The sequence below is a fragment of the Desulfatiferula olefinivorans genome (genome assembly GCF_054657895.1).
On sequence record NZ_BAAHXV010000022.1, the window covers coordinates 1 to 26,297 of the forward strand.

Annotated in this window: 25 protein-coding genes and 1 tRNA gene; 17 read left to right on the top strand and 9 right to left on the bottom strand. The window is 57.4% G+C overall.

Features of this window, described 5'->3' with window-relative positions:
* From ACYQ11_RS14805 to ACYQ11_RS14835, 7 genes are all read left to right on the top strand, one after another.
* A partial coding sequence (locus ACYQ11_RS14805) for a PAS domain S-box protein (protein WP_459924580.1) occupies positions 1-348 on the top strand: 348 nt, incomplete at its 5' end.
* Entirely contained in the window at positions 269-1,360 is a 1,092-nt protein-coding gene (locus ACYQ11_RS14810) for an ATP-binding protein (RefSeq protein ID WP_459924581.1), read from the top strand. The genes ACYQ11_RS14805 and ACYQ11_RS14810, both read left to right, overlap by 80 nt.
* 171 nt (positions 1,361-1,531) lie before the next feature.
* Positions 1,532-2,146 carry a LysE family translocator gene (locus tag ACYQ11_RS14815; protein ID WP_459924582.1) on the top strand — a complete coding sequence of 205 codons (615 nt, stop codon included), beginning with the start codon at positions 1,532-1,534 and terminating at the stop codon, positions 2,144-2,146.
* Positions 2,147-2,311: 165 nt separating this feature from the next.
* Positions 2,312-2,668 (top strand): hypothetical protein, encoded by a 357-nt coding sequence (locus ACYQ11_RS14820; protein ID WP_459924583.1) that lies wholly within the window; start codon positions 2,312-2,314, stop codon positions 2,666-2,668.
* Positions 2,669-3,058: 390 nt separating this feature from the next.
* Positions 3,059-3,661 carry an NAD(P)H:quinone oxidoreductase gene (gene wrbA / locus ACYQ11_RS14825; protein WP_459924584.1) on the top strand — a complete coding sequence of 201 codons (603 nt, stop codon included), beginning with the start codon at positions 3,059-3,061 and terminating at the stop codon, positions 3,659-3,661.
* Positions 3,662-3,778: 117 nt separating this feature from the next.
* Positions 3,779-4,183 (top strand): GFA family protein, encoded by a 405-nt coding sequence (locus ACYQ11_RS14830; RefSeq protein WP_459924585.1) that lies wholly within the window; start codon positions 3,779-3,781, stop codon positions 4,181-4,183.
* Positions 4,184-4,219: 36 nt separating this feature from the next.
* Positions 4,220-4,642 (top strand): nuclear transport factor 2 family protein, encoded by a 423-nt coding sequence (locus ACYQ11_RS14835; protein WP_459924586.1) that lies wholly within the window; start codon positions 4,220-4,222, stop codon positions 4,640-4,642.
* A 285-nt stretch (positions 4,643-4,927) separates the two neighbouring features.
* Here the strand turns inward: ACYQ11_RS14835 and ACYQ11_RS14840 are convergent.
* The 6 genes from ACYQ11_RS14840 to mobA form a co-directional block, all read right to left on the bottom strand.
* Positions 4,928-5,002: transfer RNA gene (locus ACYQ11_RS14840), tRNA-Glu, on the bottom strand.
* A gap of 40 nt (positions 5,003-5,042) precedes the next feature.
* Positions 5,043-6,608 carry a PAS domain S-box protein gene (locus tag ACYQ11_RS14845; protein ID WP_459924587.1) on the bottom strand — a complete coding sequence of 522 codons (1,566 nt, stop codon included), beginning with the start codon at positions 6,606-6,608 and terminating at the stop codon, positions 5,043-5,045.
* Positions 6,609-7,000: 392 nt separating this feature from the next.
* A complete protein-coding gene (mltA, locus tag ACYQ11_RS14850; protein WP_459924588.1) occupies positions 7,001-8,242 on the bottom strand; it encodes a murein transglycosylase A in 1,242 nt (413 codons plus the stop codon).
* Positions 8,229-8,720, bottom strand: coding sequence for a cyclic pyranopterin monophosphate synthase MoaC (gene moaC / locus ACYQ11_RS14855; RefSeq protein WP_459924589.1), 492 nt, complete (start codon positions 8,718-8,720; stop codon positions 8,229-8,231). The genes mltA and moaC overlap by 14 nt, the downstream gene beginning before the upstream one ends.
* A complete protein-coding gene (locus ACYQ11_RS14860) occupies positions 8,713-9,090 on the bottom strand; it encodes a molybdenum cofactor biosynthesis protein MoaE (protein ID WP_459924590.1) in 378 nt (125 codons plus the stop codon). Before ACYQ11_RS14860 ends, moaC begins: the two co-directional genes overlap by 8 nt.
* Positions 9,087-9,704 carry a molybdenum cofactor guanylyltransferase gene (mobA, locus tag ACYQ11_RS14865; protein ID WP_459924591.1) on the bottom strand — a complete coding sequence of 206 codons (618 nt, stop codon included), beginning with the start codon at positions 9,702-9,704 and terminating at the stop codon, positions 9,087-9,089. The genes ACYQ11_RS14860 and mobA overlap by 4 nt, the downstream gene beginning before the upstream one ends.
* 197 nt (positions 9,705-9,901) lie before the next feature.
* Here mobA and pyrR point away from each other — a divergent pair, with 197 nt between their 5' ends.
* The 10 genes from pyrR to ACYQ11_RS14915 all read left to right on the top strand — a co-directional run bounded on the left by pyrR (position 9,902) and on the right by ACYQ11_RS14915 (position 22,458).
* The gene (gene pyrR / locus ACYQ11_RS14870) at positions 9,902-10,441 is read left to right on the top strand and encodes a bifunctional pyr operon transcriptional regulator/uracil phosphoribosyltransferase PyrR (protein WP_459924592.1); all 540 of its coding nucleotides are present in this window, start codon (positions 9,902-9,904) and stop codon (positions 10,439-10,441) included.
* A gap of 1 nt (position 10,442) precedes the next feature.
* Positions 10,443-10,955 (top strand): MogA/MoaB family molybdenum cofactor biosynthesis protein, encoded by a 513-nt coding sequence (locus ACYQ11_RS14875; protein WP_459924593.1) that lies wholly within the window; start codon positions 10,443-10,445, stop codon positions 10,953-10,955.
* A 139-nt stretch (positions 10,956-11,094) separates the two neighbouring features.
* A complete protein-coding gene (locus ACYQ11_RS14880) occupies positions 11,095-11,895 on the top strand; it encodes a phosphate ABC transporter substrate-binding protein (RefSeq protein ID WP_459924594.1) in 801 nt (266 codons plus the stop codon).
* Positions 11,896-11,982: 87 nt separating this feature from the next.
* On the top strand, positions 11,983-12,849 hold the full coding sequence (gene pstC / locus ACYQ11_RS14885) for a phosphate ABC transporter permease subunit PstC (RefSeq protein ID WP_459924595.1): 867 nt from the start codon (positions 11,983-11,985) through the stop codon (positions 12,847-12,849).
* Positions 12,846-13,715 carry a phosphate ABC transporter permease PstA gene (gene pstA / locus ACYQ11_RS14890; RefSeq protein ID WP_459924596.1) on the top strand — a complete coding sequence of 290 codons (870 nt, stop codon included), beginning with the start codon at positions 12,846-12,848 and terminating at the stop codon, positions 13,713-13,715. The genes pstC and pstA overlap by 4 nt, the downstream gene beginning before the upstream one ends.
* Positions 13,712-14,548: a phosphate ABC transporter ATP-binding protein PstB gene (gene pstB / locus ACYQ11_RS14895; protein ID WP_459924597.1), complete on the top strand. Its 837-nt coding sequence runs from the start codon at positions 13,712-13,714 to the stop codon at positions 14,546-14,548. Before pstA ends, pstB begins: the two co-directional genes overlap by 4 nt.
* A 36-nt stretch (positions 14,549-14,584) precedes the next feature.
* Complete coding sequence (gene phoU, locus ACYQ11_RS14900) at positions 14,585-15,241, top strand: phosphate signaling complex protein PhoU (RefSeq protein WP_459924598.1); 657 nt, start codon at positions 14,585-14,587, stop codon at positions 15,239-15,241.
* Positions 15,242-15,448: 207 nt separating this feature from the next.
* The gene (locus ACYQ11_RS14905) at positions 15,449-19,906 is read left to right on the top strand and encodes a BadF/BadG/BcrA/BcrD ATPase family protein (RefSeq protein ID WP_459924599.1); all 4,458 of its coding nucleotides are present in this window, start codon (positions 15,449-15,451) and stop codon (positions 19,904-19,906) included.
* 110 nt (positions 19,907-20,016) lie between these two features.
* On the top strand, positions 20,017-20,496 hold the full coding sequence (locus tag ACYQ11_RS14910) for a cytochrome c3 family protein (RefSeq protein ID WP_459924600.1): 480 nt from the start codon (positions 20,017-20,019) through the stop codon (positions 20,494-20,496).
* A 246-nt stretch (positions 20,497-20,742) separates the two neighbouring features.
* Entirely contained in the window at positions 20,743-22,458 is a 1,716-nt protein-coding gene (locus ACYQ11_RS14915; RefSeq protein ID WP_459924601.1) for a flagellar assembly protein A, read from the top strand.
* A 98-nt stretch (positions 22,459-22,556) separates the two neighbouring features.
* Here ACYQ11_RS14915 and ACYQ11_RS14920 read toward each other — a convergent pair whose 3' ends face one another.
* From ACYQ11_RS14920 to ACYQ11_RS14930, 3 genes are read right to left on the bottom strand one after another with little or no spacing between them, the layout of a single operon-like run.
* Positions 22,557-23,177: an indolepyruvate oxidoreductase subunit beta gene (locus ACYQ11_RS14920; protein WP_459924602.1), complete on the bottom strand. Its 621-nt coding sequence runs from the start codon at positions 23,175-23,177 to the stop codon at positions 22,557-22,559.
* Positions 23,170-25,116 carry a thiamine pyrophosphate-dependent enzyme gene (locus ACYQ11_RS14925; protein WP_459924603.1) on the bottom strand — a complete coding sequence of 649 codons (1,947 nt, stop codon included), beginning with the start codon at positions 25,114-25,116 and terminating at the stop codon, positions 23,170-23,172. The genes ACYQ11_RS14920 and ACYQ11_RS14925 overlap by 8 nt, the downstream gene beginning before the upstream one ends.
* A complete protein-coding gene (locus tag ACYQ11_RS14930; protein ID WP_459924604.1) occupies positions 25,113-26,231 on the bottom strand; it encodes a Coenzyme F420 hydrogenase/dehydrogenase, beta subunit C-terminal domain in 1,119 nt (372 codons plus the stop codon). Before ACYQ11_RS14930 ends, ACYQ11_RS14925 begins: the two co-directional genes overlap by 4 nt.
* Positions 26,232-26,297: the final 66 nt, after the last annotated feature.

Genomic DNA, 26,297 nt, shown 5'->3' on the forward strand with positions numbered 1-26,297 from the left:
GATGTGTCTGGTAATCAAGAGGATATAAAAGCACTTGCCAGGGAAATGTCGTCAGATATCATAAAAAAAATCGAAACATTGCATCGGACAAAAGGCGGGAAATACTTTCCCGTTGAAATTTGTTCCAGTCTTGTAACGTATCAGGGGAAACCGGCAATTCTGAGTATCGCAAGAGACATCACCGAGCGCAAACACGGCGAGGAAGAACGCAGAAAACTTCAGGATCAACTGACTCAGGCTCAGAAAATGGAGTCCATTGGCCGGAGGTGTGGCCCACGATTTCAACAATATGCTCAGCGTGATCATCGGTTATGCCGAGCTGGCCGCAGAAAAGCTGTCTTCCGATGATCCGCTTAAGGATGACCTGAACGAAATTCTTAAGGCGGCCAAGCAATCTGCTCAAATCACCAATCAGCTGCTGGCCTTTGCCCGTAAACAGACCGTCACACCCAGAGTTATCGACCTGAACCATCAAGTTGAATCCATGCTCAAGATGCTTCATCGGCTGATTGGAGAAGACATTGATCTTTTGTGGAAACCCAGGGCACATTTGTGGTCGATCAATATTGACCCATCCCAGATTGATCAGATTCTGGCCAATCTCTGCGTCAATGCCCGGGATGCCATTGCGGGTGTGGGAAAGTTGACCATAGAAACCGAAAATATCTGTCTGGATCCCGGCGACTGCACTGCTTACATCGATGCTCTACCGGGTGAGTATGTCATGCTCGCTGTCAGTGACAATGGCTGCGGTATGGACAAAAGTACTCTGGACAAACTTTTCGAACCGTTTTTTACCACCAAAACCAAGGGCAAGGGTACCGGCCTGGGTCTTGCGATGATCTACGGTATTGTCAAGCAGAACAATGGCAACATACATGTGTACAGTGAGCCCGACAAAGGCACGACTTTCAAAATCTATCTGCCCCGTCACATGAGCAAACCCGAAGATATCAAAAAAGAAGACCCAGCAGGCCTTGCTGTCCAAGGCTGTGAAACCATCCTGTTGGTGGAGGATGAACCGGCCATTCTGAAAATGACAGTAAGAATGCTCAATCGATTGGGTTATACCGTTATTGCAGCGAATACACCAGGTGAAGCGCTCCGCCTGGCCCGTGAGAATACCGGCGATATCCACCTGGTGATAACTGATGTGGTTATGCCGGAAATGAATGGTCGGGATCTGGCTAATAATCTGCTTTCCCTTTACCCGGATGTAAAACGCCTGTTCATGTCAGGATACACCGCCAACGTGATTGCTCATCATGGCGTTCTTGATAAAGGCGTACACTTTATTCAAAAGCCATTTTCTGCAAAAGAGCTGGCGGACAAGGTGAAAGAGACGTTGGAGGATCTATAAAAGGGTGGATAAGGTTCGTTAAAGGAAAAGAGTGCTCTACCCCAAAAAAACTGTAATCTGGTCAAACTATTTTTTTTGTAAGGGATGCTTAACAACTCAAATCCACCGGGCGAGCCGGTGATTTGGGTTATGCGCTACAAAATTCATACTCATAATTAATTGGAACCCAAAATGTTCTGTACTGAGTTTTTTCTTACTTCATTGGTTGTTGTTTTAATTCCAGGAACAGGTGTGATTTATACTGTTTCAACAGGGCTTTTTCTTGGTTGGCGAAGTAGTATTGCAGCCGCGCTTGGTTGTACATGTGGAATTATTCCCCACTTGCTTTCTTGTATTCTCGGATTATCGGCTATTCTCCATATGAGTGCGGTTGCATTCCAATTTCTAAAATATGCTGGAGTTGTCTATTTGTTTTACCTTGCTTGGTCTATGTGGTGTGAAACAATCACAATTGATTTTGATAAGTCAGTTCAAAAAAAGGGGACTTGGCAGATTGCCAACAGAGGGTTCTTAATCAATATTCTTAATCCCAAATTATCAATATTTTTTTTAGCCTTTCTACCTCAGTTTATTTCGCAAAATACGGGAACACCAGCATTCAATCAGTTGATTATCCTCAGCGGGATGTTCATGGGAATGACACTTATCATTTTTGTACTTTATGGCATCGCGGCGCACAGTGTAAGAGCCCATATCGTGTCCTCCTCTAAGCGTGTGCTATGGATGCAAAGATCATTTGCAACCGTTTTCGCTTCACTTGGTGTCAAGTTGGCAATGTCGGAGTAATAATACTGTCCGTCCAAAAACGGTACTTAAGATGCAGCTATTCGCATAACAATAAGGATTGATGTGACGAATGTCACGACCAATCCTCTGTCAACAAGTGTTTAGAGACCGACCAATATCGCCGCTAAAGCGTCGATATTGGCGGTTCAAACTAGTGTTATGCCCATGGAGATTAACTACAAAACATTATTACCGATGTCTCTAAAGGCCATGTATTCAGACCTTCCAAAAAGGGATGAAGTAAAGAGAAAGCTTGATGCCTATGGAAAAGAGTCATTCCATAGCGAACAATCAAGAGTTAAACTTGGCATTTTATACCTTGCGTCTCAAGAACCTGAAAAGTTAGATTCATTTATAGACCTTGCATGTATTGATTATAGGGATTTGCTTTGTTCTGCTGAGTATCCACATTCATCCAGGCGGTGGGGGATTAGAGAAAAAGATTGTGAAAAATATAAAAAACTTCAGGATAAAGGGGGAAAAGAATATTTGGCATGGGTCGAGACAATCAAAAAGGCATAACTAACCGCATTAGACAATTTTATCTCATTGTTTACTGTTATCCCGGTTACCTCTGAAATTGCCGGAGTAGGCGGTCTTTTCAAGCATGATTATGTCAAATCACATGGTGTTGGCCTTGCAGACTCAATCATTACTGCAACGTGTGAATCTGAAAATGCCGCGCTAAAGTCCCTGAATGTAGAGCATTACCCAATGATGAAGGGTTTAAAACCAGCTTACAAAAAGTTAAAAGCCGCCGATTGCTTCCACCGGACCTGGATAGAGCTTGTCCGTTTTAGAAATTCTCTAATTTTTCGACCTTTTCTGGCCATCATGTGAAACATCAAAATCCCTTGTTAAGTGAATAACATTGAGGCATCAACACAAAAAGGCACGCGAAAGGAGATACAAATGACGAAGGTACTGGTTCTCTACTACAGTATGTACGGCCATGTGGAAAGCATGGCAAACGCAGTAGCCGAAGGCGCGAGAGGCTTTCAGGATGTCGATGTCAGCGTCAAGCGTGTACCCGAACTGATGGCGGATGACGCGGCACGCAATGCCGGGGCGAAGCTCGATCAGCCGGCGCCCATCGCGACGGTGGAGGAGTTGGCAAGCTATGATGCGATCATTTTCGGTGCACCGACACGGTTCGGTAACATGTGTTCGCAAATGCGCAGCTTTCTCGACCGGACCGGCGGTTTGTGGGCCTCCGGCAAACTGGTCGGCAAGGTCGGAAGTGTGTTTACTTCGACCGGTACGCAGCACGGCGGTCAGGAAACCACCATCACATCTTTTCACATCACCCTGTTCCATCACGGAATGATCGTCGTAGGAGTGCCTTATTCCTGCAGGGAGCTCACCAATATGGATGAGATCACGGGTGGAACGCCCTATGGGGCCGGCACTCTGGCCGGTGCCGACGGTAGCCGCCAACCGTCCGAGAATGAATTGGCGATTGCGCGTTTCCAGGGAAAACATGTTGCGAGCATAGCGAAAAAGCTTTCAGCCTAAAAGGGCGCCTGGTCTTGTACGTTGGAAAGCCCTGCGACGCAAGGCTTTCCAATGACGTTCAGCGTAGCGTTTTCCGCATCGAATCTGCATCAGTCACAATCGAGGGGAGTTTCATCTATGAGTATCAAGCCGGGATCATGCCTATGTGGTGAGGTCACGTTCGAAATTGAAGGCGATTTTGATCATTTTTACCTTTGCCATTGCAGTCGGTGTCGAAAAGATACGGGCTCGGCTCATGGAGCCAACCTTTTTTCGTCTACCGCCACGCTGAAATGGCTGTCAGGCGTCGATAAGGTCGCAAATTTTACATTGCCGTCAACTCAACACAGCAAATCATTTTGCTCAATCTGTGGATCGGCACTTCCAAATATTCAATTGGGAGGCGCCCTTCTGGTGGTTCCTGCCGGAAGCCTTGATTGTGATATCCACATCAGGCCTACCGCTCACATTTTTATTTCGAGCAAAGCAAATTGGGATAACGATCTTCATAAATGTCCCATGATAGAGACGTTGCCGTCATAAGCATAAAACCCCATTGACATGAAAGAGGCCGTAACCATGAACAAAAACGTTATAGAAATAGAACAATTACTTTATCGCTGTTGTCATGCCGTGGATCACGGGCATGTCGACAGTATCATGGAGTGTTTTCATCCAAGCGCGACATTGATCATAAACTGGGAAGAAAACGGCCGACATTCAGGGCATGAAGCCATACGTCAATGGTTTCTCAATTATACTCAAATAATGACATCCGCTTTGAACTATTTGCGGCACAAAATAACGTGTCCACTGATAGATGTAAATGGTGATGAGGCGACAGCCTTTTCATATTTGGATGTTGATGCAGCGCCGAAAGACGGCGGTCAGGTTGTGATATCGGTTTGTCGCTATGAAGATAAACTTGTACGAACTGATGGCCGCTGGTATTTAAAAGAAAAATCCATATTCATGGATGATACATATACAATCACAAAATAAATCACCAAACGTTTTTTTAGAGTGGGACCGGGTTTACGGCGCGGGGAATTGTTCAAACTTGACGGCTTCGTAAAAAGCATTTCCAGGCCCAACATGGCCCTATACCCGAAAGGTGTGACACGGCCCTCAACCATGGCTTGAAACGAACTTAGTGAAAGCTCGAAAGACGGGCACGAAATCATAAGAGGAAATCAAACCCCAGAGACGTTAATCACATCCGCACCCTTAAGGTTACCCAACAAAAAAGGCCCTCGAAATCATTCGAGAGCCTTGGCGCTTCTTTGGTGGCGGTCCCAACGGGGATCGAACCCGTGTTTCCGGCGTGAGAGGCCAGCGTCCTGACCGCTAGACGATGGGACCGCAAAGATGGATGAGACTATAAAGAATCGCCGCCCCGTTGTCAAACAAAAGACGGCGGGGGGGACGAGATTTTCAGCTTCTCATCACGGTCGTCCAGGGTTTTGCGGATGGCGACGAACTCTTTGTTGCGGGCCATGAACATATCGACGATGTCCGGGTCAAACTGACGGCCCCGTTCGGACACGATGATCTTGATGGCCTGCTCATGGGTGAACGCCTCCTTGTAGACCCGTTTGGAGGTCAGGGCGTCATAGACGTCGGCCAAGGCCACGATCCGGGCGGACAGGGGGATGGCATCACCGGCCAGACCCCTGGGGTAGCCGGTGCCGTTCCACCGTTCGTGGTGGGAGTAGGCGATCTCCTTGGCCAGGGTCAGAAAGGATTCTCCGTCGATCTTCGCTTCGATGTCCCGGATGGCATCACCGCCCAGCCGGGAATGTTCCTTGATGATCTCGAATTCCTCGGGGGTCAGCTTGCCGGGTTTGAGCAGCACCGAGTCGGGGATGCCCACCTTGCCGATGTCGTGAAGAACGGCGGACTGATAGATATCCTCCACGTATTTTTCCGTCACGTAATCATTGAATTTTTTATGAACGGACAGTTCCTGGGCGATGATTCTGGAATATTCACGGATGCGTTCCAGGTGGGACCCGGCATCGTTGTCCCGGTATTCGGACAGCTTGGCCAGCCCCATGATGGTCACTTCCCGGGCGTTCTGGGTCAGCTTGCGATGGGCGTCGAGCTGCTCTTCAAGGGCCTTCTGCTCCGTCACGTCCCGGACGATGCCCCGGTACCCGACGGGCTGTCCGGCTTTGTCGTAAATCAGACTGACCGACGATCTCACCTGACGGATGCAACCGTCCTTGCGTCGAATCTCAAACTCGATACCGTCGATGGGCCGTCCGGTCTGAAAGACCTTGTTGTAGATGGCAAACAGGCCCTTGGCCTTGCGGCCGTCCATGTAATCCTTGTTGTTCATACCCAGAAGTTCGGATTCGTCGTACCCCATGATGGTGCAGACCGCCGGATTGACGAAGGTGAAATTCCCGGAAAGGTCCACCTCGTAATACCCTTCGGTGATGTTTTCGATGATCGAACGGAACTTCTGTTCGCTTTTCATCAGAGCCTGCTCGGCGGCCAGACGCTCGGTGATATCCCGGGCCAGGCCGTAGACCAGACGCCTGCCGTCGCCGTGATCGATCAGGGTGTTCGTGTATTCCACCACGCGTTCATCGCCGCCGGCCGTGACAATGATCATGGTGCCGCTGTCGCTGCCCTGTTTTGCGATGCGGGCCAGGTAATCGTCAAAACCTGCCCGGTAGCGCTCGGGCATCAGGTCCCGCACCCCGGCCCCGGCAAGCTGCTCCAGGGTATAGCCCAGCACCTTGATGTAGTGGAAATTGGTTTCGACGAACATCCCGTCCATGTCGTGGATATAGATCCAGTCCGACACGTTTTCGTAAATCACGCGGAAAAGATCGCCGGAACGTTTGAGGCCGTGGAGCGTTTCGGCGTCAAGACCCGTCTTTATCTCACTTAAGGACATCGGTCGACGGGCGTCGTCCGCGGCGGGTTGACGATCGTTATCGGTTTGTTTTTCGGTCATGGTCACCTTCTTTGAACCCATGCGGAGCATGATCAGGGGCAATGCGGGAACACCGTCGGGCCGTCGTACGTTTCAAGAGAGGAAAAACAATAAATCGTTGATTCGAAATACGAAAACGATCGCGGTGTTTTTCTGGAACGTCCTTATTTATATCAGAAACCGCGCATCGACGCAAAGGGGAAAAACAAAGGGAAACATAGTTTTTGTTCTGGAACTTTGACAGATCTTGCCCGGAAAAGGACGGATCCCTATAATGATCATAACAGTTAGGATCGATTGAAACTGCCGCATTTCCTGAACATCCGACCAACGATGAATCCGTCCCTGACGGAGAAGGGGCTACGCGGCATTTGCATAGACCCGCGATGCACGAGCATCGCGGGTCGCTTTTTTCAAGGGGTCCCGGAACGGTCCCGGTTCAGCACCAGAAAATACAGCCGGCCGGTATGCTGCATATGCCCGGCGGACACTTCGGCGTAGTGGCCGTTCCCGGTAAACAGGTCGGCCCGGCCCGGCCCCCGGATGGCCCCGCCGGTGTCCTGATTGAGCACGAAGCGGCCGAAGGGCCGCCACTCCACGATGTCTCCATCCCCGCTGATCAAAGGCTTTTCCGATTCGATGAAGGCCATGGCGCAGGCCGGAAACATGCGCTTGTCCGTGGCGATGGACCGCTCCGGCGTCACCGCTACGCCGTAACAGCCGTAGGGCCCCCCCTCTTCGGTCTTGAAAAACACATAGCTGGGATTGTAGTTGAGGATCTCGTCGACCTCGTCGGGATGGGCGGTCAGGTATTCCCGGATTTTCTGCATGGACATCTCTTCCCTGGCCACCCTGCCCGTCCGGATCAGATGGGTGCCGATGCTTCGGTAGGGATGCCCGTTTTTCGTGTGGTAATGCACGCGGATGAACCCGCCGTTATCCAGGTAGATGATGCCCGAGCCCTGGATCTCCAGAAAAAACAGATCGATCCGGTCGTCGACCCAGGCCAGAACCCGGGACCGGTCCATGAGAATGTCTCCCGTTCCGATCTGACGCCGATCGTAGTAGGGCACCACCTTCTTTTCCGGGGTGCACCGTCCGATCAGGGTCCGACGCATGGACGGATCATCGGAAAAGAGCCTCAGATCGATGGTCATCAGATCATCGGGATCACTCAGCACCGGATACCGGTACACATCGGACGGAGAAAGGCTGCCCCTCAGCCGGGGTTCGTAGTATCCGGTAAACAGCACTTGATCGTCCCGGTCTTTGCCGGTGGACCGGTAGACCGTGTAGTTGTCCCGGATAAAGGCGTTGAGATCGTTGGCCGAGGGTTCGGACTGAAGAAAGGCCAGCAAGTGTTCGAGGGACCGGATCATGTGGCCGACGTCATAGGCGTCATCGGCCAGGGAAAAGGTTCGCGTCCGGGGCAGTTTGTTGTAATAGCTCAGGCTTTCGAACACGGCCCGGTCGATGCCGTCGAAAAACAGATCGTCGGAAAACCGGGGGTAGTCCTCCGGCGCGAGCCGCACCAGGGACAGCGAGCGCTTTTCCGGAGAGATGAGCTTGAAAAAGCATCCGCCCGAAAGAAGTGGAATCAGGGCGAGCACGATGAAAACATGACTGTACCGGCAGAACGCGTCAGGGAGTTTCATGGGCATCACGAATGAAATGACCGCTTTTTCCGCCGGTTTTCTCTTCAAGACGGATATCGCTGATCACCATGGCTTTGTCATAGGATTTACACATGTCGTAGATGGTCAGGGCCGCTGCGGCGACGGCGGTCAGGGCTTCCATTTCCACGCCCGTGGGGCCCTTGACCCGAACCTCGGCCGCGATGTGAACGGCCGGGTGGTGGTCGTCGGCGGTGAAATCGATCAGGACGGAGGTGATGGACAGGGGGTGGCACATCGGAATCAGATCCCAGGTTTTCTTGGCGGCCTGGATTCCGGCGATGCGCGCCGTTTCAAGCACATTACCCTTGGAGGCCTTCCCCAGGGTGATCAGCTCGAATGTCTTTCGGGTCATCCGAACGGATCCCCGCGCCAGGGCCCACCGTTCGGTGTCCGCCTTGTCCGTCACATCGACCATGCGCACATGGCCCCGTTCATCCAGGTGGGTCAGCTCAGTCATGGTCCCCGTCCTTATAGTATTCGGTTTTGGAGGTGACCGTGGCCTTGACCGCGTCAAGGGTCTCGGCCAGACAGGCGATGACCCGCTCCCGGACGTCGCCTGCCACCACCAGGCACATGACATCCTCGCCCACGGCGAGAAACCGGTCTTCGTCGGCCAGTTCCACGAGAACCTCGACAATGCCCGGACGGCGTTTCGCCTCCTCGATGACCGACGCCAGACGATCGCGGTCGATGCGGATCGAAAGACCCGACACGGGCCGTCCGTCCCGGGAGGTTTCCCGGACCACGCCGTTGTGGCAGAGGATCATGCCCACCCGGGGGTAATCGGGCAGGCGTGTCACGCGTTCCTTGAGGGCGTTCAGATTCATGAGGGCTCCCTGTCCGGCCCGTTCAGACGAAGGGCCTGTTCAAGCTCCTCGGGCCGGTTGATATTGGTGAAGGAAATCAGGTCCGGGTCCACGGACCTCAGACGTTTTTCCGAGACCTCATAGACCCGACCGGGTTTGAAGAACGAACGGATTTTCAACTGACCACGGGCGAGGGATCGTTCGATGGACGGCAGCGCGGCCCGGGCATAGACGGCAAACAGGGCTTCCAGCCCCTTGGCCGTCCGGGGAATCACCACCTGGTAGCGATCGCTGATGTGATCGATCAGAAGGCCGATCATGTCCGGCCGGACAAAGGGCACGTCGCAGGGCAAAACCACGGCAAAGGGGTTTTGGGCATGAAACAGCCCGGCGTGCAATCCGGCCAGGGGGCACCCGGCGGGAATGACGTCCGTGACGATTCTCACATCGAGATCCGTGTAGGCCAGGGGGTCGTTGGTCACCAGAACGATATCGTCAAAAAAAGGCCGGAGCACCGAAAGAATCCGGTCGATGATCCGGATGCCGCCGATGGTCAGAAAAGCCTTGTTGTCTCCGTTCATCCGGGAATTCCGCCCACCGGCCAGAATGACCCCCGTGCATGGTACCTTGCTCATCGAAACACCTTTTCCTGCATGGCGACCGCTCATGGCGTCACAGACCCCGTACCGCGATCGATCACACGCTCCGGGGTCCATTTTAGTATTGCCTGTTCGACTCAAACTGGTTTATACACACTATACGTTATCTTTTCAAGCCATCTTGGGTCCCCGACCCATCGCGCCATAACCCGAACAACCCGGCGGAGCAGACAGTGAACACGGACAACCCCATCGTCAACGCGGCGGACATCAACCGCATGATCACCCGGATCGCCCACGAGATCCTTGAAAAACACCAGGGTGTCGTCGACAACCTCGCCCTGATCGGTATCCAGACCCGCGGGGTCTATATCGCCCGGCGCATCCAGTCGGAAATCCGAAAAATCGAGGGGGTCAACGTGCTGATCGGCGAGCTGGACATCACCCTGTACCGGGACGACTGGACACGGATCGGCCATCACCCCGTTGTCAAACCCACGGAAATTTCCTTTTCCGTCGACGGGCTGGACGTGATCCTGGTCGACGACGTGCTGTTCACCGGACGGACGATCCGGGCCGCCATGGACGCCCTGATGGATTTCGGGCGCCCCGCCCGCATCGAACTGGCCGTGCTGGCCTCCCGGGGCCACCGGGAATTCCCCATCCAGCCCGATTATTCCGGACGGTTTTTCGACACGCGCTACCAGGATTCCATCAACGTGCATCTGACCGAGCACGACGGCACCGACGACATCGTCATCGTGAGGGGCTGATATGGGTCACAGGCATTCCCATCACCACCCCTCAGCCGACCACCGCTTCAAGGTGGGCATTCTGACCCTGTCCACCAGCCGCACCACCCCGGCGGACGACGAAAGCGGCTCCTGGATGGCGAAGCACGCCGCCCGGGAAGGTCACGAGGTGGTCTGCCACCGCCTGGCACCGGACGACGAGGCGGAAATCCGGAAGGCCATCCGGGACATCATCCGCACCCACGACCCCGATGTTTTGCTTCTGACCGGCGGCACGGGCCTGACCCGGAAGGACGTGACCATCGAAGCGGTCACCCCCATGTTCCGCAAGGTGATGACGGCCTTTGCCGTGGTCTTCGCCCAGCTGAGTTTCGAGGAAATCGATTCGGCGGCCATCCTGTCCCGGGCCACGGCCGGGATCATCGGAAACACCGCCGTGTTCTGCCTGCCCGGAAGCCTCAAGGCCTGCAAACTGGCCTGCCGGGCCATCATCTTTCCCGAGCTGGGTCATCTGATCGGCCACATCGGTGACTGATATTAAAACCAAAGGTTTATCACAAACCTAACACGCCGCTAACACCATCCTAACACAAAAACTCTATTTTATCTCCGAACTGAATATTGGCTCCGGCCCGGCCGGATATGCACGATTCCAAGACCCTAAGGAGATTAACATGAAAAAGATTATTCTGGCCCTCACCCTGGCCCTGATCGCCACCCCCGCCCTGGCCGGCAAGCTGGTGATCAAAGGCTCCACCACCGTTCTTCCCATTGCCCAGAAAGCTACCGAGGCCTACATGGCCCTTCACCCAGATACCGTGATCACCCTGTCCGGCGGCGGCTCCGGCAACGGCATCAAGGCCATCATCGACGGCACCGCCGGCATCGGCAACGCGTCCCGGTTCATCAAGGACAAGGAAGTCAAGCAGGCCGTGGACAATAACGTCTACCCCGTTCCCCACCGCATCGCCCTGGACTGCATCGTTCCCGTGGTTCACCCGAGCAACACCGTGTCGGATCTCAGCCGCAAACAGATCCAGGACATTTATACCGGCAAGATCACCAACTGGAAAGACGTGGGCGGCCCGGACATGAAAATCGTGGTCATCGCCCGGGACAGCTCCTCGGGTACCTTCGAAGCCTGGAAAGAACTGGCTCTGGACGGTGAGCGCGTCACCCCCGCCGCCCTGACCCAGCCCTCCAACGGCGGCCTGGTCACCCAGATCGCCGGGACCAAAGGCGCCATCGGCTACATCGCTCTGGGCTACATCACCCCGGATGTCAAGGTGGTGGCCGTGGACGGCGTCATGGGCAGCGAGCAGACCGCCAAGAACGGACGCTACAGCATCAGCCGGCCCCTTTACATGTTCACCGCCGGGTGGCCCCAGGGCGAAACCCTCGATTTCATCAACTTCCTCCTGTCACCCAAAGGCCAGGCCCTGGTCAAGGAAGCGGGAAGTATCACGCTGTACTGATTCCCCCCGGAACACAAGGGGGATTGCACGCGGAGCGGCCCTGCGCCGCTCCGTTTCGACGTCTGAACAACCGGAAGAAAGAGCGTCATGCGACAAAGCGAATACGCCATCAAGAGTTTTTTTTTCCTGACCGCCTTTATCTCGGTCACCATATTGGGCCTGATCATGATTTTCCTAGTCAAGGAAGGTGCCCCGATTCTTTCCCATGTGACCCTGAAAGAATTCCTTTTCGGCCACTACTGGTATCCCACCGATGATCCGGCGGATTTCGGCATCTTTCCCCTGATTGTGGGAACGGCCTCGGTGACCGCCCTGTCGGCGCTGATCTCGGTTCCCCTGGGCATCATGACGGCGATCTACATTGCCGAGATAGCCCGGGACCGGCTGGCCTCCGTGATCAAACCCCTGGTCGAACTCATCGCCTCCATCCCCTCGGTGGTGGTGGGCTTTTTCGGCATGGTGGTCGTCTCGCCCTTTCTCCAGGACGTCTTCGGCGTCCCCTCGGGCCTGAATCTGTTCAACGCCTCCCTGATGCTGGCCTTTATGGCCGTTCCGACCATCTGCTCGGTCACGGAGGACGCCCTTCGCAGTGTCCCCGCCGCCCTCAAGGAAGCGAGCCTGGCTCTGGGCGCCACCCACCTGGAAACCATTTTCAGGGTCACGGTGCCCGCCGCCGTGTCAGGCATCAGCACCGCCGTCATCCTGGGCATGAGCCGGGCCGTGGGGGAAACCATGGTGGTTCTGATGGTGGCCGGAGGCGCGGCCATGACGCCCTCGTCCCTGTTCGATCCCGTTCGGCCCATGCCCGCAAGCATTGCGGCGGAAATGGGCGAAGCGCCCTTCGGCGGCGTGCATTACAACGCACTGTTCGCCACCGGAGTGGTTCTGTTCCTTTTTACCCTGGCCTTCAACATCTGCGCGGCCCGGATTGCCGAGAGGTACAAGCAGCAATGACCGACAACCGCATCCAACGACGCCGAATCACCCAGAACCTTTTGTTTTATCTGTTCCGGGGAGCGGCCCTGATCAACGGTCTGGCCCTGTTCGCCATTGTCTATTTCATGGTCAGCCGGGGATTTTCAGCCCTTTCCTGGACGTTTCTGACGGAAATGCCCCGGGAGTCCATGACCCGCGGCGGCATCCTGCCCTGCATCATCGGCACCGTCAGCCTGGCGGTGGGGGCCATTGTGTTCGCCCTGCCCGTGGGGGTGGCCACGGCCGTCTATCTGAACGAATATGCCCGGCCGGGGGCCATGGTCCGATTCATCCGTCTTTCCATCACCAACCTGGCGGGGGTACCGTCCATCGTCTACGGCCTGTTCGGCCTGGCCTTTTTCTGCATCATCCTGAACATGGGGGTCAGCATCCTGGCCGGGGCCCTGACCCTGGGCGTGATGAGTCTGCCGGTGATCATCGGGGCCTCCGAAGAAGCCCTCAAGGCGGTTCCCGACACCTACCGGGAAGCCTCCATGGGGCTGGGCGCCACCAAATGGCAGACCATTTACCGGGTGGTGCTGCCCACGGCCGCCCCCGGCATTCTGACCGGTACCATTCTGGCCCTTTCCCGGGCCGCCGGGGAAACCGCCCCCATCATGTTCACCGGGGCGGTGTTTTTCACCCCCAGACTGCCCGACTCCCTGCTGTCCGAAGTGATGGCCCTGCCCTACCATATTTATGTGCTGGCCACGGCCGGACTGAACATCGAACAGACCCGGCCCATGCAGTATGGGACGGCCCTGGTCCTGGTGACCCTGGTGCTGGGGATGAACCTGTTCGCCATGATTCTCAGGCAGCGCCTGAGAGGCAGGATGAAACCATGAAACACACCCGTCTTCTGGAGGACGAAGCCATGAACCGTTCCGCACGGTCACCGGAGGCGACCCGGGACAAGGCCGCCGAAGCACCGATCATCTCGGTGAAACACCTGAATTTTTTCTACCACGACGTCCAGGCGCTGTTCGACATCAGCCTGACCGCGGCACCCCGCAAGGTCACCGCCCTGATCGGTCCGTCCGGCTGCGGGAAAAGCACCTTTCTCCGCTGCCTCAACCGGATGAACGACCTGATTCCCGGAACAAGGGCCCAGGGCGAAATTTTGTTTGACGGGACGGACATCGTCTCACCGAAGATCGACGTGGTGTCTCTCAGGCGACGCATCGGCATGGTGTTTCAAAAACCCAATCCCTTTCCCAAAAGCATCTTCGACAATGTGGCCTACGGGCTCCGGGTCAACGGGATGAAGGACCGCTCCGAGATTGCCGGCCGTGTGGAGCAGAGCCTGAAACTGGCCGCGCTCTGGGACGAGGTCAAGGACCGCCTGTCCAAACCGGCCACCGGACTGTCCGGCGGCCAGCAGCAGCGCCTGTGCATCGCCCGTGCCCTGGCCGTGGAACCGGAGGTGCTGCTGATGGATGAACCCGCCTCGGCCCTGGACCCCATCGCGACCCTGAAAATCGAGGAACTGATCGACGAGTTGAAAAAAAAGTTCACCATCGTCATCGTCACGCACAACATGCAGCAGGCCGCCCGGGTGTCCGATACCACGGCCTTTTTCTGCATGGGCAAGCTGATCGAGGTGAACGACACGGACATCATGTTCACGCGGCCCTTCGACAAACAGACCGAGGACTATATCACCGGACGCTTCGGCTGATCCGGTTTTTCCGTCACCCACAACGAGAGAAATGCCATGCCGATGAATCATCTGTTGCGAAAAGAGCTGGAAAAAATAAAAAAAAGCCTGCTTGAGCTGGGAGCCCTGGTCGAAGACCGCTTTCGCATGGCCGTAAGGGCCATCCACCAGGGAGACACGGACCTGTGTCACCAGATCATCCGGGGCGACCACGAAATCGACGCCATGGAGGTGGAGCTTGAAGAGGACTGCCTCAAGGTGCTGGCCCTGCACCAGCCCGTGGCCGGGGACCTCAGGTTTTTGATCGTGGTCATCAAGATCAACAACGACCTGGAGCGCATCGCCGACCAGGCCGTCAACATCGCCCAGCGGGTGATCCGCATCCAGGGATTCAACCACGATAATTACATCCCCGATTACGACGCCATGGCCGAGATGACGGGCGCCATGCTCAAGATGAGCCTGGACGCCTTCGTCAACCTGGATATCGCCCTGGCCGAAACCGTCCGGACCATGGATGCCGATGTGGACGACATGAAAAACCGGTTCTATGACCGCATCAAGGCCGATATCTCCCAAAACCCGGATAAAACCGGAAAATTCATCAACATGCTTCTGATTTCGCGCCACCTCGAACGCATCGCCGATCACGCCACCAACATCGCCGAAGAAGCCATCTACATGAAAAAAGGGGAAATCGTCCGGCATCGATAGCCGAAGCGGCTCCGCCCCGGCGGGGCCGCAACCGTTCCCCCCGGCCTCATCAGGATTTTCTGTTGCCATTCTCCCGGTTTCCGGTTTATACAAATGCATTCCGTCGCCCAACTTCCGGAACGCTCACACCCCGTGATCCGTCCGCCGGACCCTCGGGCCGCATGAATATCTTTTAAACCTTTTTTGACTGTCTGACGGATACGCCTTATGGATTCTCTTCGCCTTGGTATTGACATCGGCACGGACTGCATCAGCGCCGCCGTCCTGTCCCATGATCTCGACCTGATCGACGCCCTGCCGCCGATGTATCACTTCGGCAATCCCGTCCAGACCCTCCGGGAATGCCTCGGCCGGATTGTCGAACGTTACGGCGACCGCATCACCCAGACGGCGTTCACGGGCAACGGCGGCGAATGGTTCGCCCGGCAGCTCGATGTGCCGTTTTTCCATGACACCATCACCATTCCGGCCGGGGCGGCGATGCTTTCGCCGGGCACCCGGTACATCTTTCATATCGGTGCGCGGGACTCGTATTTTTTCGAAATGGAAGCCTTTCACGATGACGGGGTCCGCCGGACCTTCGTGCCCGATCACGGCACCGGGACCAAGTGCGGGGGCGGGAGCGGTCTTCTGATCGCCAAACAGTGCCGACGGTTTTTCGAGTCCATGCTGCCCGCCGAGACCCTGCCCGATGAGCCGTCCCTGCGCCGGGAGTTTCTCGACCGCCGCCTGAACCGTCTGTTCGATCTGGCCGAAGACGCCGTCACGGCCTCGGAAAAAATGATCGATGTGGGCGGACGCTGCGGCGTGGTGATCCAGTCGGACATGATTCATCTTCAGAACACCGGTGAATCGATTCCCGATATTCTGGCAGGCCTTTACCACCGAATCATCAAAAACTACCGGTCCGATGTACTCAAAACCCGGGACTTCGACGGCAACGATCCGGCCGTCGCCACCGGCGGCGTGTTCCAAAGCCCCCGTCTTCGACGCATTCTGACCGACATGATCGGTGTGTCCGTCACGTGTCCGGAAGCGGCCCGGAGCGTGGGGGCCATCGGCGCCGTGATCAAGGCCGGGGCCGACCGTCGGGCCTTCGATCCGGCCCTTCTGGATCGCATGGTCGACGCGGAAAAACAGGCCGTCCCCGTCATGCCGCCGCTGCGTCAGGCCCTTGAGCGCGTGATCATCTATCCCGAGGCGACCCCGGATAGGCCCGATGATCCCCTGCAGGTCTTTGACCGGGCCGAGGACGGTCCCGTCGATGTGATTCTGGGCGTTGACGGCGGATCGACCACGACCAAGGTGGTGGTGGCCAGGGCCTCCGATCTGACCCTTCTGGCCCAGATCTGCCTGTACACCAACGGCAAACCCCTTGCCGCCATCCAGGATATTTTCCGACGAATCGAGACGGCCTTCGGCGACCGCCTGACCATCCGGGCCGTGGCCTACACCGGATCATCGGGGGCCTTCTATCATCGTCTGTTCACCCGGCACCCCAACGGCTCCCCCGTCCGGACCGTGGACCTGGTCAGGGATGAAATCACCTGCCACGCCCTGGGGGTTCGGCATTTCAACGCCCGGACCGACACGATTTTCGAATTGGGCGGCCAGGACGCCAAGTTCACCGTGTTCAACGCCGACGGCACCGTGAAAAAATCCCGGATGAACCTGTCCTGCATGGCCGGAACCGGCCAGACCATGCAGAACATGGTGGAAATGCTGGGGCTTGATATCCGGACCACCTTCCACGACATGGCCCTCTCGGCCGACTGCACCCCGGTGGTCGACGACACCTGCGGGGTGTTCACCGAAGCGGGCATCGCCCGGCTGATCGCCCTGGGATTTCCCAAAGCCGAAATCGCCGCGGCCATCGCTTACGGGTTCATGGGCGGCTATGTCAACAAATTCATCGGGCAGGAGATCTTCGGCGACTGCGCCTCGGCTCAGGGCGGTCCCTTTCTGGGCCGGGCCCCCCTGGCGGCCCTGTCCATGCATACGGGCATGACGATCCACGCTTTTCCCCATCGTCAGATGTTCGGTGCCCTGGGCGCCGCCATCGCCGCCCGGGACGCCGTCACCGCCATGGAACGGGAGAACATTCCCTTTGAATGCCGGTTCCGGGGACTGGCCCTCCACCGTCTGTCCTTCGAAAAACAGGACACGACGTGCAGCCGCATCATCGACGATTCCTGCGGACTCAAGGACTGCCGGCTAAGCGTCTACGCCGCAGGGGATGAACGGATCATCACCGGCGGGGCCTGCCCCAAGGGCAATACCGACGGCCTTTCCAAAAAAGCGCCGGACTACGTGGCCCGCTACAAGGCCATTGTCGACCGACACCTCTCGCAGTGGACCTGCGACCTGAACGCCCCTTCCCCGGCCGAACGGATTCTGGTTCCCCGGTCCCTGACCTTCCAGAATGAAAAGGGCGTCTTTTACTGCGCCCTGTACCGGTCCCTGGGGTTTAACGTGGCGCTGTCTCCCGAATCCGACGATGCCGTCAACGAGATGGGCCTGCGCTACGCCCATTCGGAAACCTGCTTTCCCGTTAAACTGGCCCACGGCCATGCGGCACGGCTCAGGGAACACCTGCGGCCCGGTCTGGACAAGATGCTGCTTGTCAACGCCATCGGCCAGGGAAAGAAACGCTACAAATTCTGCCCCTATGTGGCCGGAGCCGGCTTTCTGACCAAGGAGGCCCTGGATCTTCCGGCCGATGACGTCCTGCTGCCCGTGCTCTATTTCGATGATCCGGCCAATCCCCTGTTCAAAAGCGTTCACGCCGATCTTCAGAGGGTCTTCGGCAAACGGTTCCGGGTCAGGGAGGTCAAGCAGGCCCTTGGCCGGGCAGGCGCCGCCCAGAAGGCCTGCCTCGACGAGATCTACCGCACGGGACAGGCCCTGGTCGACGATTTAAGGCGAAAGAAGACCGACATCTATATCGGCCTGGGGCGCGGCTACACCCTGCTCGACGACAAAGCCGGGTCACGGGTCCATGAGCTGTTCGTGAAAAACGGCCTGCATTTCATCCCCTCTTTTTTTCTGAAGCCCGCCATGCACGACATCGGTCACATCGCCGAAAACATGTACTGGGTCCAGGGGCGCAGCATCATCCGTTATACCCTCGAGACGGCCCTTCACCCCGATTTCTTTCCGGTCCGGGCCACCAACTTCAACTGCGGCAGCGATTCCATGCTTCTGTTCCATGAGGAGCACATCATGGAACGGGCCCGCAAGCCCCACCTGGTTCTCCAGACCGACGGCCATTCCAGCAACGCCCAGTTCGGCACACGGATTCTGGCCAACCACGAGGTGGTGAAAACCTTCAGGCCCGCACCGGTCCGGATCGAGGACTTCATCACCATTCACCCCAAGGTGGTGCTCAAAGGAAAAATCATCGGCATCCCTTACATGGGCGATCATTCCCACGTGCTGGCGGCCACCTTTACGGCCCTTGGCATCGACGCCCGGGTCATGCCCACCCAGACACCGGAAGCCAAGGCCCTGGCGGCCAAGGCCGGCGGCGGTGCGGGCAACATCTGCCGGCCCTTTTCCTTTCAGGTGGGCGATACCCTTTCCTGGCTCAACAGCCTTGCGCGGGAAGGCCTCGATCCCAACACCCGGGCCGTGGTGCTCGAACCCATGGCCAAGGGACCCTGCCGCTTCGGCCAGTACCATGTGCTGCTCAAGAAAATTTTCATCGAAAACGGTTTTCCCGGCGTGGACATGCTCAGTCCCGATGCGGACAGCGATTACGCCAACCTGCCCATGACCGACGGCCAGATCGTGTCCCAGGCCCGCAACCTGTTCCGGGGAATCTACTGCATGGACATCCTCTACGACGCCCTGCTCAGGACCCGGCCCTACGAAAAGGAAAAAGGATCGGCCCAGCGCTGCTACCGCCGGCTGTCCAACGCCCTTCTTGCCCTCGTCGAAAAAAACGCGGGCGTCAAGACCCTTTTGCCGTTCATGAACGAGGCAAAAAACGCCTACGAGGCCCTGATCGATCAGACGATCCGGCGAAAGCCCATCATCGCCATGACCGGCGAAATTTTCGTCCGCCTGAATCCCCACGCCAATCAACAGTCCCTGATGATGCTCGAAAAATACGGCCTGGAGACCCGTCTGTCGCCCCTGTCGCTGTGGATGGACTATGCCAACGCATCGAGCATCGACACCTTCCGGCTGACACGGCGCTGGAAGCACTGTGCCAAGGCCGTTCTTAAAAAACACTACATGCGGCGAACGGCCAGGGCCCTCATCGAACCGTTCCGCGATTTTCTCAAAGGCCGCGAGGCCCACGATTCGGGGCACATCATCGACCACATTCAGCAGAACCTTGTCTACGACAAAAGCATCCAGGGCGAATCACCGCTGTCCATCGGCGAAGCCTACATGTTCGCCATGGGAAAACTGCCGGACATTTCCGGCATTTTCCATGTGGGCCCCTTCGGCTGCATGCAGGAAACCGCCGCCACGTCGCAGATCCAGTCGATCTATCGCCAAAAGCGAAGCGCGGCCCTGTCGATCGACGAAAAAATCATCCCGTTCATGGATGCGGTGTTCGGTGATTCGGAGCTTGCCAATCTCGAGGCGGAGATCGCCGTTTTTTCAGAGAAATGCCATCTGAAGCAGCGTCTGTCCCGGGGCACGCCGGCCTGATTTATCGTTGACATCGGGCAAGGCCCTTGTTAAGGTCAACCATATTTTTTGTGGGCACCACCGTCTTTCATTATATTTTTTACTTATTATCAGCAGGAGATCAAACAGCCATGACGAAGAGAACCGTACTCACCGCGATCGCTGCCGTTTTTTCCTCATTGTTTGTCGCAGCCGTCCTTGTTGCAGGCACCACCGTCCCGGACACCTTTGAAATGAAAACCGAGGCCTATACGGAGCACACCTATCATCCGGCCACGCTTTCCCACAAAAAACACATCGACGAATACAAGGCCGCCTGCGGCGACTGCCACCACGACGACAAAGGCAAGCCCCTGACCAATCTCAAGGAAGGCGACAACGTTCACAAATGCATCGAATGCCATAAGATTCCCGGACGCAAACCCGCCGCGAAAAAGGGCGAACCCAAGCTGACCGATGCCCAGGCCCGCCAGTATCATGCCGAAGCCATGCATGACAACTGCAAGGGCTGTCACAGCGACCACAACAAACAAGTCAAGAAAGACACGGGCAAAAACGGCAACGCTCCGACCAGCTGCAACGACTGCCACCCCGGAGGAAAAATCAAGTAATCGCCCGCCTTGCCGCCCGTTCGCAATGACCGACAGGGGAACATTGGTGACAATGTTCCCCTTCTTTATTCGGAACACGTTGTTTTTACTTGTAAAAGCAAACGACGCCCTATATAATTGCTTTGTCTTCACCATGAAACCCCTGACAGCGACCCGTTCGGACCACGCATCTGTCCCGGACCCTGAGATGGTCGCACGACGATCGGCCGTATTCGCAGGCCTGAACCCAAGAATCAGGATAGACCCATGACCGTGACGGAAGCATCCCTGACGCCGGAACGTATCCAGACCAAGGCCGATATTCTTGAGAACAACCTTTTTCAGGATCTGAAGAAATCAGACAGCGAGGCCACAGCCCGGCTGCGCGTCGACCGGGAGGGCACCCTGGATGTGATTGTGGAAAAGGCCCTGGCCCAGGTGCTGTTCCGGGTGAACATCCATCCCTCAGTCGTACTGGACAAGCTGTCCGAGGCCCTGGCCCAGACCCGGGACAAAGCCGCCCCCGTCCGGGAGATCCGTCTGCCGATCCGGGCCGCCACCCTGGATCAGGGCGACCGGATTCTGGACATCCGGGTCGCATACCCCCTGATCGATGTGGTGATCACGGGCCTGAAACCGCAAATCGAGCAGCACGAGGAAATCGTCAAGTATTATTTCGAGCCAAAAAAACATCCGGGCAAGCTGCTGCCCAATGGAAAAATCGATTTTCGCGAACTGCACCAGTTCCCGGCCGTTGCCCAGGGCGACAAACTGATGCTGATCCGCTATCCGGTGCCGGGAAGGCCCGGCGTGACCTTTGACGGACGGATCATTCCCGTCGCCGAGCCGCGGGTTCTCGATCTGGTCTACGGCGAGGGGGTCCGGAAGCAGAATCATCTGGACGCCGACGGACGGGCGGTGGGTTACTTTCTGACGGCGGCCAAAACCGGGGTGATTCTCCTCAAGCAGACGGCAGGCCAGATCCGGGAAATCGACGTGACGGATCTGATCGAGCTTGAAACCATCGATTTTTCCATCGGCAACATCGGCAGTGAATTCATCTCCCCGGTGAGCATGAAGATCGGCACCGTCAACGACGGGTTTCGCATCCGGGCCCACGGACGCATGGAGGTCCAGTGTCTGGACGGAGGCCATGTGATCACCGATGACGAGGCGGTCATCGACCAGATCAGGCCCCACAGTACGGCCCAGGCCAGGCTGGGGATCACGGCGAACACCGTGGTGGATTCGGAACTGATCTGCTCCGAGGGACCGATCACCATCACCAACGAGTTGCGCGACGCCCGCATCCGCGGCGCCGAGGTGACGTTCAAGACGTCCCGGGGCAGTATGCTCAACGCAACGGTGGACGCCTGCACCCTGACCTTTCAGAATGTGTATTACTGCGGAACCAATAAAATTTATCTGGGCCGGGACCTGTTCAGCCGGCGCCTTGGGATCATCGATGATCTTGCGGCGGTGGACAAAAGCCATCAGGATGTCCAAAACGCTATCGATTCCATCAAAAGCAGGCTCCTTAACGGTCTCAAGACCCTGGCCTCCCAGATAACCGATGCCGATCTTCTGAACATGTTCCGGCTCCTGATTCACTCCCTTCAGGCCTTCACCTTTTCCGATGCCTACAAGGTCCTGGCCAATCTCAGGGAACGGATGAACGTCACCCCCATCGACCAGCTGACCCGGACCTTCCAGGAACTGGAAAAGCTTTCCCAGGCCATTTTGGCCTACACCAACCGGAAAAACGAACTCACCCGTGCTCTCAATCAGACCGAGGTGGCCATCAACGGCATCCGATGCGTCCTTCACGGAAAAATCAATCCCACGGCGACCATTCAGATTTATTGCGGCAAAACACCCTCGGACGAACCGATCCATGAAATCAAGCCCCTGAACAGAGACACCAACGAATCCCTGGCCTTTTCCGCGTCCTATCATCTGGAGTTCGGGTTCAAGACCAAGTAAGCCGGGCCCGTCCGCCGGGGCAGGCTCAAAAAAAAAGGGAGGCGACCTGTCCCCCCCAAGCCCAGGTCCCTCCCAAAATAATCCGGCCCGCACACCTTTCAGGGGTTCACGGCGCTGACCCCGTAATCAAAAGCCTCCAAATTTTTTTCGAGTTTTTCCCCGGAAAAGCGGGTGGCCATGATCATTTCAAAGGCATCCCGCAACAGAGGCAGCTCGCCGGTTCCGGCCAGGGCGCCCGCCATGATCACGTTGCCCAGAATCGGCGCACCGATGCTGACGGCCTTGTCCGTGGCGTCGATAAACCAGGCCGTGTCGGACAGCTCGGTGATCCATTGCCGGATCTCCCGGTCCGACGGATAGCTGATCTGACCGGAAATCACCCCCACCGGATAAAACGGACGGGTGTTGGTGATCACCCGGACCGTCGGATTTCCGTAATCCTTGAGCACCCGGATGGCCTCGGTGGGTTCCATGGACACCACCATGTGGGCCCGGCCCAACGGAATCTGGGGCGACCAGCTCGAGGTGTTGGAAATCCTCAGATGGCTCATCACCGATCCGCCCCGCTGGGAGGCGCCGAAGGTTTCACCGATGGTCACATGGAATCCCAGGGCGGACAGCATGTTTCCCACGGTCCGGGAGGTCATCACATTGCCCTGCCCGCCCACACCGGTAATGATCACGTTGTAAGGATCCTGTTTCAGAATCAGTTCAGGCATGGGCCACCTCCGTTTTCACAATGGCCCCATTGGGGCAGATCGAGGCGCAGACCCCGCACCCGGCGCAGACCACCTCATCGATGCGCGCCCGGCCCGCCTCCTTGTCCCAGACCAGACCCGGACAGGCGAAAATCCGTGTACACAGACGGTTGCATCCGCAGGCTTCGCCCACACACCGGGTTTCGTCGATCGTCACGGCATAGCGGTTCTTTCCTTTTTTATCGGGGCTCAGGGCGCAGGGTTGCTGGAACACCAGAACCGATATGCCCTTATGTTCGATCAGGTCCAGCAGTGTTTCCCGTGCGGTTTCAAGGTCAAAGGGGTCGCAGACCCGAACCTCGGCACCCAGGGCACGGCAGACCGAGGGAATATCGATTTTTTCCGCCGTCCGGCCCAGGGCGTCCGCGGCCAGTCCCGGATGGGGCTGAAATCCGGTCATGGCCGTCCCGCTGTTGTCCAGGACCACCAGGGTCATGTCCGACCGGTTGTGGATGGCATTCACCAGGGCGGGCAGGGCCGAATGAAAGAAGGTGCTGTCCCCGCAGACCGAAAGGACCGGCTGGTCCATGCCGAAGGGCCCGAGTTTTCCAAACCCCGAGGCCACCCCGGTTCCCGATCCCATGGCATGGAGGGTTTTCAGGGTGGAAAAACCCGCCGGAAGAACAGCCATGGAGTAGCAGCCGATGTCGCCGCAGACAAATCCCTTGCGGTTGTCCATGGAAAGGGCCGTGTTCAGGGTCCAGAACGAGGCCCGGTGCGGGCATCCCGGACAGAAGGTCGCTTCCCGGTGCGGAGAGCCGGCAAAGGAGATCAGCGCGGCCCGTGTCCGGTAATCCGCGTTTTCGCCGGTTTCCGGAATGCTAAGGATCTTGCCGAGGGCCTGGGCCACCTTGTCGGGATTCAACTCCCCGACCGTGGGCAGAAAACCTTCTTTTTTTCCGAAAAAGGTCTTCACCCCCAGGGTTTCAGCCTGTTCCGCCGCGAAAATCTTGATTTCCTCTTCAAGAAAAGGCAGCACCTCCTCCACAAAAAAGATTCGATCGCATCGGGCCAGCTGGCGTGCCGTGAACCGCGGGGGCAGTGGCCAGGTCGTGCCCAGCTTGGCCAGACCCACCCGCTCCCCGACGCCCAGCATGTGAACGGCTTCCCGGGCATACAGGCTGCAGGTGCTGCTGGTGATGATCAACAGTTCCGGCTTTTCCGGCCCGTCGTAGGTATTGAAGGGGGACTGATCGAACAGCTCCGCCGCCAGCCTGAGCTTGCGCTGCTGCTCGCCGTGCTTGTATTCCACGGGAGGGCTCATGATCACGCCCTCGCCGGGGTCGAGAATGAATCCGTCATGCCTGAACACGGCTTTGGCGCCGTCTGTTGGGATTTCTCCCAGAATCACGGTCCCGCTGGCGTGGGACAGCCGCGTGACCGTCCGGAGCAGCACCAGATTCTTGAGGGCGTCGGACAGCTCGAAGGCCCACCGTGTCATGTCCTTGGCCTCCTGAAAATCACCGGGCTCCAAAAGCGGGACCTCCATGAGTTTCGCGTAGGGCCGGGTTTCGCCCTCATTAACGCTGGATAACGCCCCGGGATCATCGGCCGACACCAGGACCATGGGACCGCGCACCCCCGAGCCCGACAGGTGCAGCAGATAGTCGGCGGCCACGTTCAGGCCCGGCTGCTTCATCACCGCCAGGGCCCGAAGGCCGGCGAACGACGCCGCCGACGCCACCTCCAGGGCCACCTTTTCATTGACGGACCATTCCACATACAGGGGCAGGTCCGACGTGCGGGCGACGGCGGCCAGATTCTCGATGATTTCCGACGAGGGCGTGCCCGGATAGCCGGCGGCCACCCGGACGCCGGCTTCCAGTGCCCCGCGAACGATGGCTTCGTTGCCCATAAACAGGTGACGGCTTCCTTTTTTTCCCGAAATCAGTGCGGTCATGGCGCCTCCTGTCCGATCAGGGCCTCGACCAGGGAGTCATCCACGATCAGGGCGGGTGTTTCCGAGTTGAGGCGCCCGGTTTTCCGGGCCGTCTCGAGGCCCCGTTTCTTTTTGGCCAACGCGGCGTTTCGAAGCTGATCGCACGAGGCCTCAGGCATGGTTTCACAGGTCAGAAAGCCCTCGTGCACGGCCCGGCTGACCAGCTCTTCTCCGGTTTGGGTCCTTACAATCAGCGTGTTCCAGCCCGGTTCTCCTTCGTGCGCGCCCACGGAAAGGTCCGTGAATTCCGCCGTCATGTCCGGACAGATCCGGCAGCCGTCCGGTATGGCCGATCGGATCTCGTCAAGGGGAACACTGACTATACCGTTTCGGGTCGTCAGCACCATGGCGTTAGACGGCGGGGGCGGTACATCCATGGCCAGGACCTCTCGGGTATCCAGCCGGTCGTCCAGCCGCTCGATCAGCCGCCGGGTGTCCAAGGCCCAGGTGCAAAACAGACCGAGCGACAGCGACACCGGATCATACCCGTCCGGCCTGTCGAGGGGATTTTTTCTTATGCCGGCCAGTCCCGTCATCTGGCAGGGGGTTCCCACCACGGCCAGACGCCGACCGCCGCGCCTCATGTACGTGTTGACGGTCGAAAGGGTGGGGGCGGCCATGTATTTGGACCCGGCACAAGACAGGATGTCCTCGGTTGTACCGGCTAATACCGCCTCTGGGATCATCCCCTTCCGGCGGGTCAGGGCGGCGGCCTCGATCAACCCCGCGTCCATGGCGCACATCAGAAGGGCGCTGACGGTTCCGCCGTTCTGGAAGCGCCCCCCGTTTTTCAGCCTGTCGCCGGCCCGGCTTTTAAGAATCGTCCGCACGTGACCCAGGGCTGCCCCGTCGTAGGGCAGACCCGGGATGATGCGCGACAGGTCGTCTAGATCGACGGCGGTTTTGGGGCAATGGGCGTAGCACCGTCCCTGGGGAAGGGTACAGGGGAAAAGCCGCGCGATCTTTCCCCGGTAGCTTACAAAATACGGACACATGCCCACGCAGGCCCCGCAGTCCACACAGAGACCCTGCGCGAGAACCTGATCGAACACGTCCGATGAACCCTGAACGACCATGTCGGCCATCCTTTCACGATGTGGTTGGGGGATAGTATAGTTCGACTATTTCGAACGCTATATTCT

Excerpts from the sequence above, each read along its gene's own strand:
- phoU (WP_459924598.1), top strand. The coding sequence starts at position 14,585 with ATGCCGATGAATCATCTGTTGCGAAAAGAGCTGGAAAAAATAAAAAAA.
- ACYQ11_RS14930 (WP_459924604.1), bottom strand. The coding sequence starts at position 26,231 with ATGGTCGTTCAGGGTTCATCGGACGTGTTCGATCAGGTTCTCGCGCAG.
- ACYQ11_RS14925 (WP_459924603.1), bottom strand. The coding sequence starts at position 25,116 with ATGACCGCACTGATTTCGGGAAAAAAAGGAAGCCGTCACCTGTTTATG.
- pstA (WP_459924596.1), top strand. The coding sequence starts at position 12,846 with ATGACCGACAACCGCATCCAACGACGCCGAATCACCCAGAACCTTTTG.
- ACYQ11_RS14915 (WP_459924601.1), top strand. The coding sequence starts at position 20,743 with ATGACCGTGACGGAAGCATCCCTGACGCCGGAACGTATCCAGACCAAG.
- ACYQ11_RS14910 (WP_459924600.1), top strand. The coding sequence starts at position 20,017 with ATGACGAAGAGAACCGTACTCACCGCGATCGCTGCCGTTTTTTCCTCA.
- pstC (WP_459924595.1), top strand. The coding sequence starts at position 11,983 with ATGCGACAAAGCGAATACGCCATCAAGAGTTTTTTTTTCCTGACCGCC.
- pstB (WP_459924597.1), top strand. The coding sequence starts at position 13,712 with ATGAAACACACCCGTCTTCTGGAGGACGAAGCCATGAACCGTTCCGCA.
- ACYQ11_RS14875 (WP_459924593.1), top strand. The coding sequence starts at position 10,443 with ATGGGTCACAGGCATTCCCATCACCACCCCTCAGCCGACCACCGCTTC.
- moaC (WP_459924589.1), bottom strand. The coding sequence starts at position 8,720 with ATGACTGAGCTGACCCACCTGGATGAACGGGGCCATGTGCGCATGGTC.
- ACYQ11_RS14920 (WP_459924602.1), bottom strand. The coding sequence starts at position 23,177 with ATGCCTGAACTGATTCTGAAACAGGATCCTTACAACGTGATCATTACC.
- ACYQ11_RS14845 (WP_459924587.1), bottom strand. The coding sequence starts at position 6,608 with ATGACCGAAAAACAAACCGATAACGATCGTCAACCCGCCGCGGACGAC.
- mobA (WP_459924591.1), bottom strand. The coding sequence starts at position 9,704 with ATGAGCAAGGTACCATGCACGGGGGTCATTCTGGCCGGTGGGCGGAAT.
- ACYQ11_RS14905 (WP_459924599.1), top strand. The coding sequence starts at position 15,449 with ATGGATTCTCTTCGCCTTGGTATTGACATCGGCACGGACTGCATCAGC.
- ACYQ11_RS14830 (WP_459924585.1), top strand. The coding sequence starts at position 3,779 with ATGAGTATCAAGCCGGGATCATGCCTATGTGGTGAGGTCACGTTCGAA.
- ACYQ11_RS14835 (WP_459924586.1), top strand. The coding sequence starts at position 4,220 with ATGAACAAAAACGTTATAGAAATAGAACAATTACTTTATCGCTGTTGT.
- ACYQ11_RS14860 (WP_459924590.1), bottom strand. The coding sequence starts at position 9,090 with ATGAATCTGAACGCCCTCAAGGAACGCGTGACACGCCTGCCCGATTAC.
- mltA (WP_459924588.1), bottom strand. The coding sequence starts at position 8,242 with ATGAAACTCCCTGACGCGTTCTGCCGGTACAGTCATGTTTTCATCGTG.
- ACYQ11_RS14880 (WP_459924594.1), top strand. The coding sequence starts at position 11,095 with ATGAAAAAGATTATTCTGGCCCTCACCCTGGCCCTGATCGCCACCCCC.
- ACYQ11_RS14820 (WP_459924583.1), top strand. The coding sequence starts at position 2,312 with ATGGAGATTAACTACAAAACATTATTACCGATGTCTCTAAAGGCCATG.
- wrbA (WP_459924584.1), top strand. The coding sequence starts at position 3,059 with ATGACGAAGGTACTGGTTCTCTACTACAGTATGTACGGCCATGTGGAA.
- ACYQ11_RS14815 (WP_459924582.1), top strand. The coding sequence starts at position 1,532 with ATGTTCTGTACTGAGTTTTTTCTTACTTCATTGGTTGTTGTTTTAATT.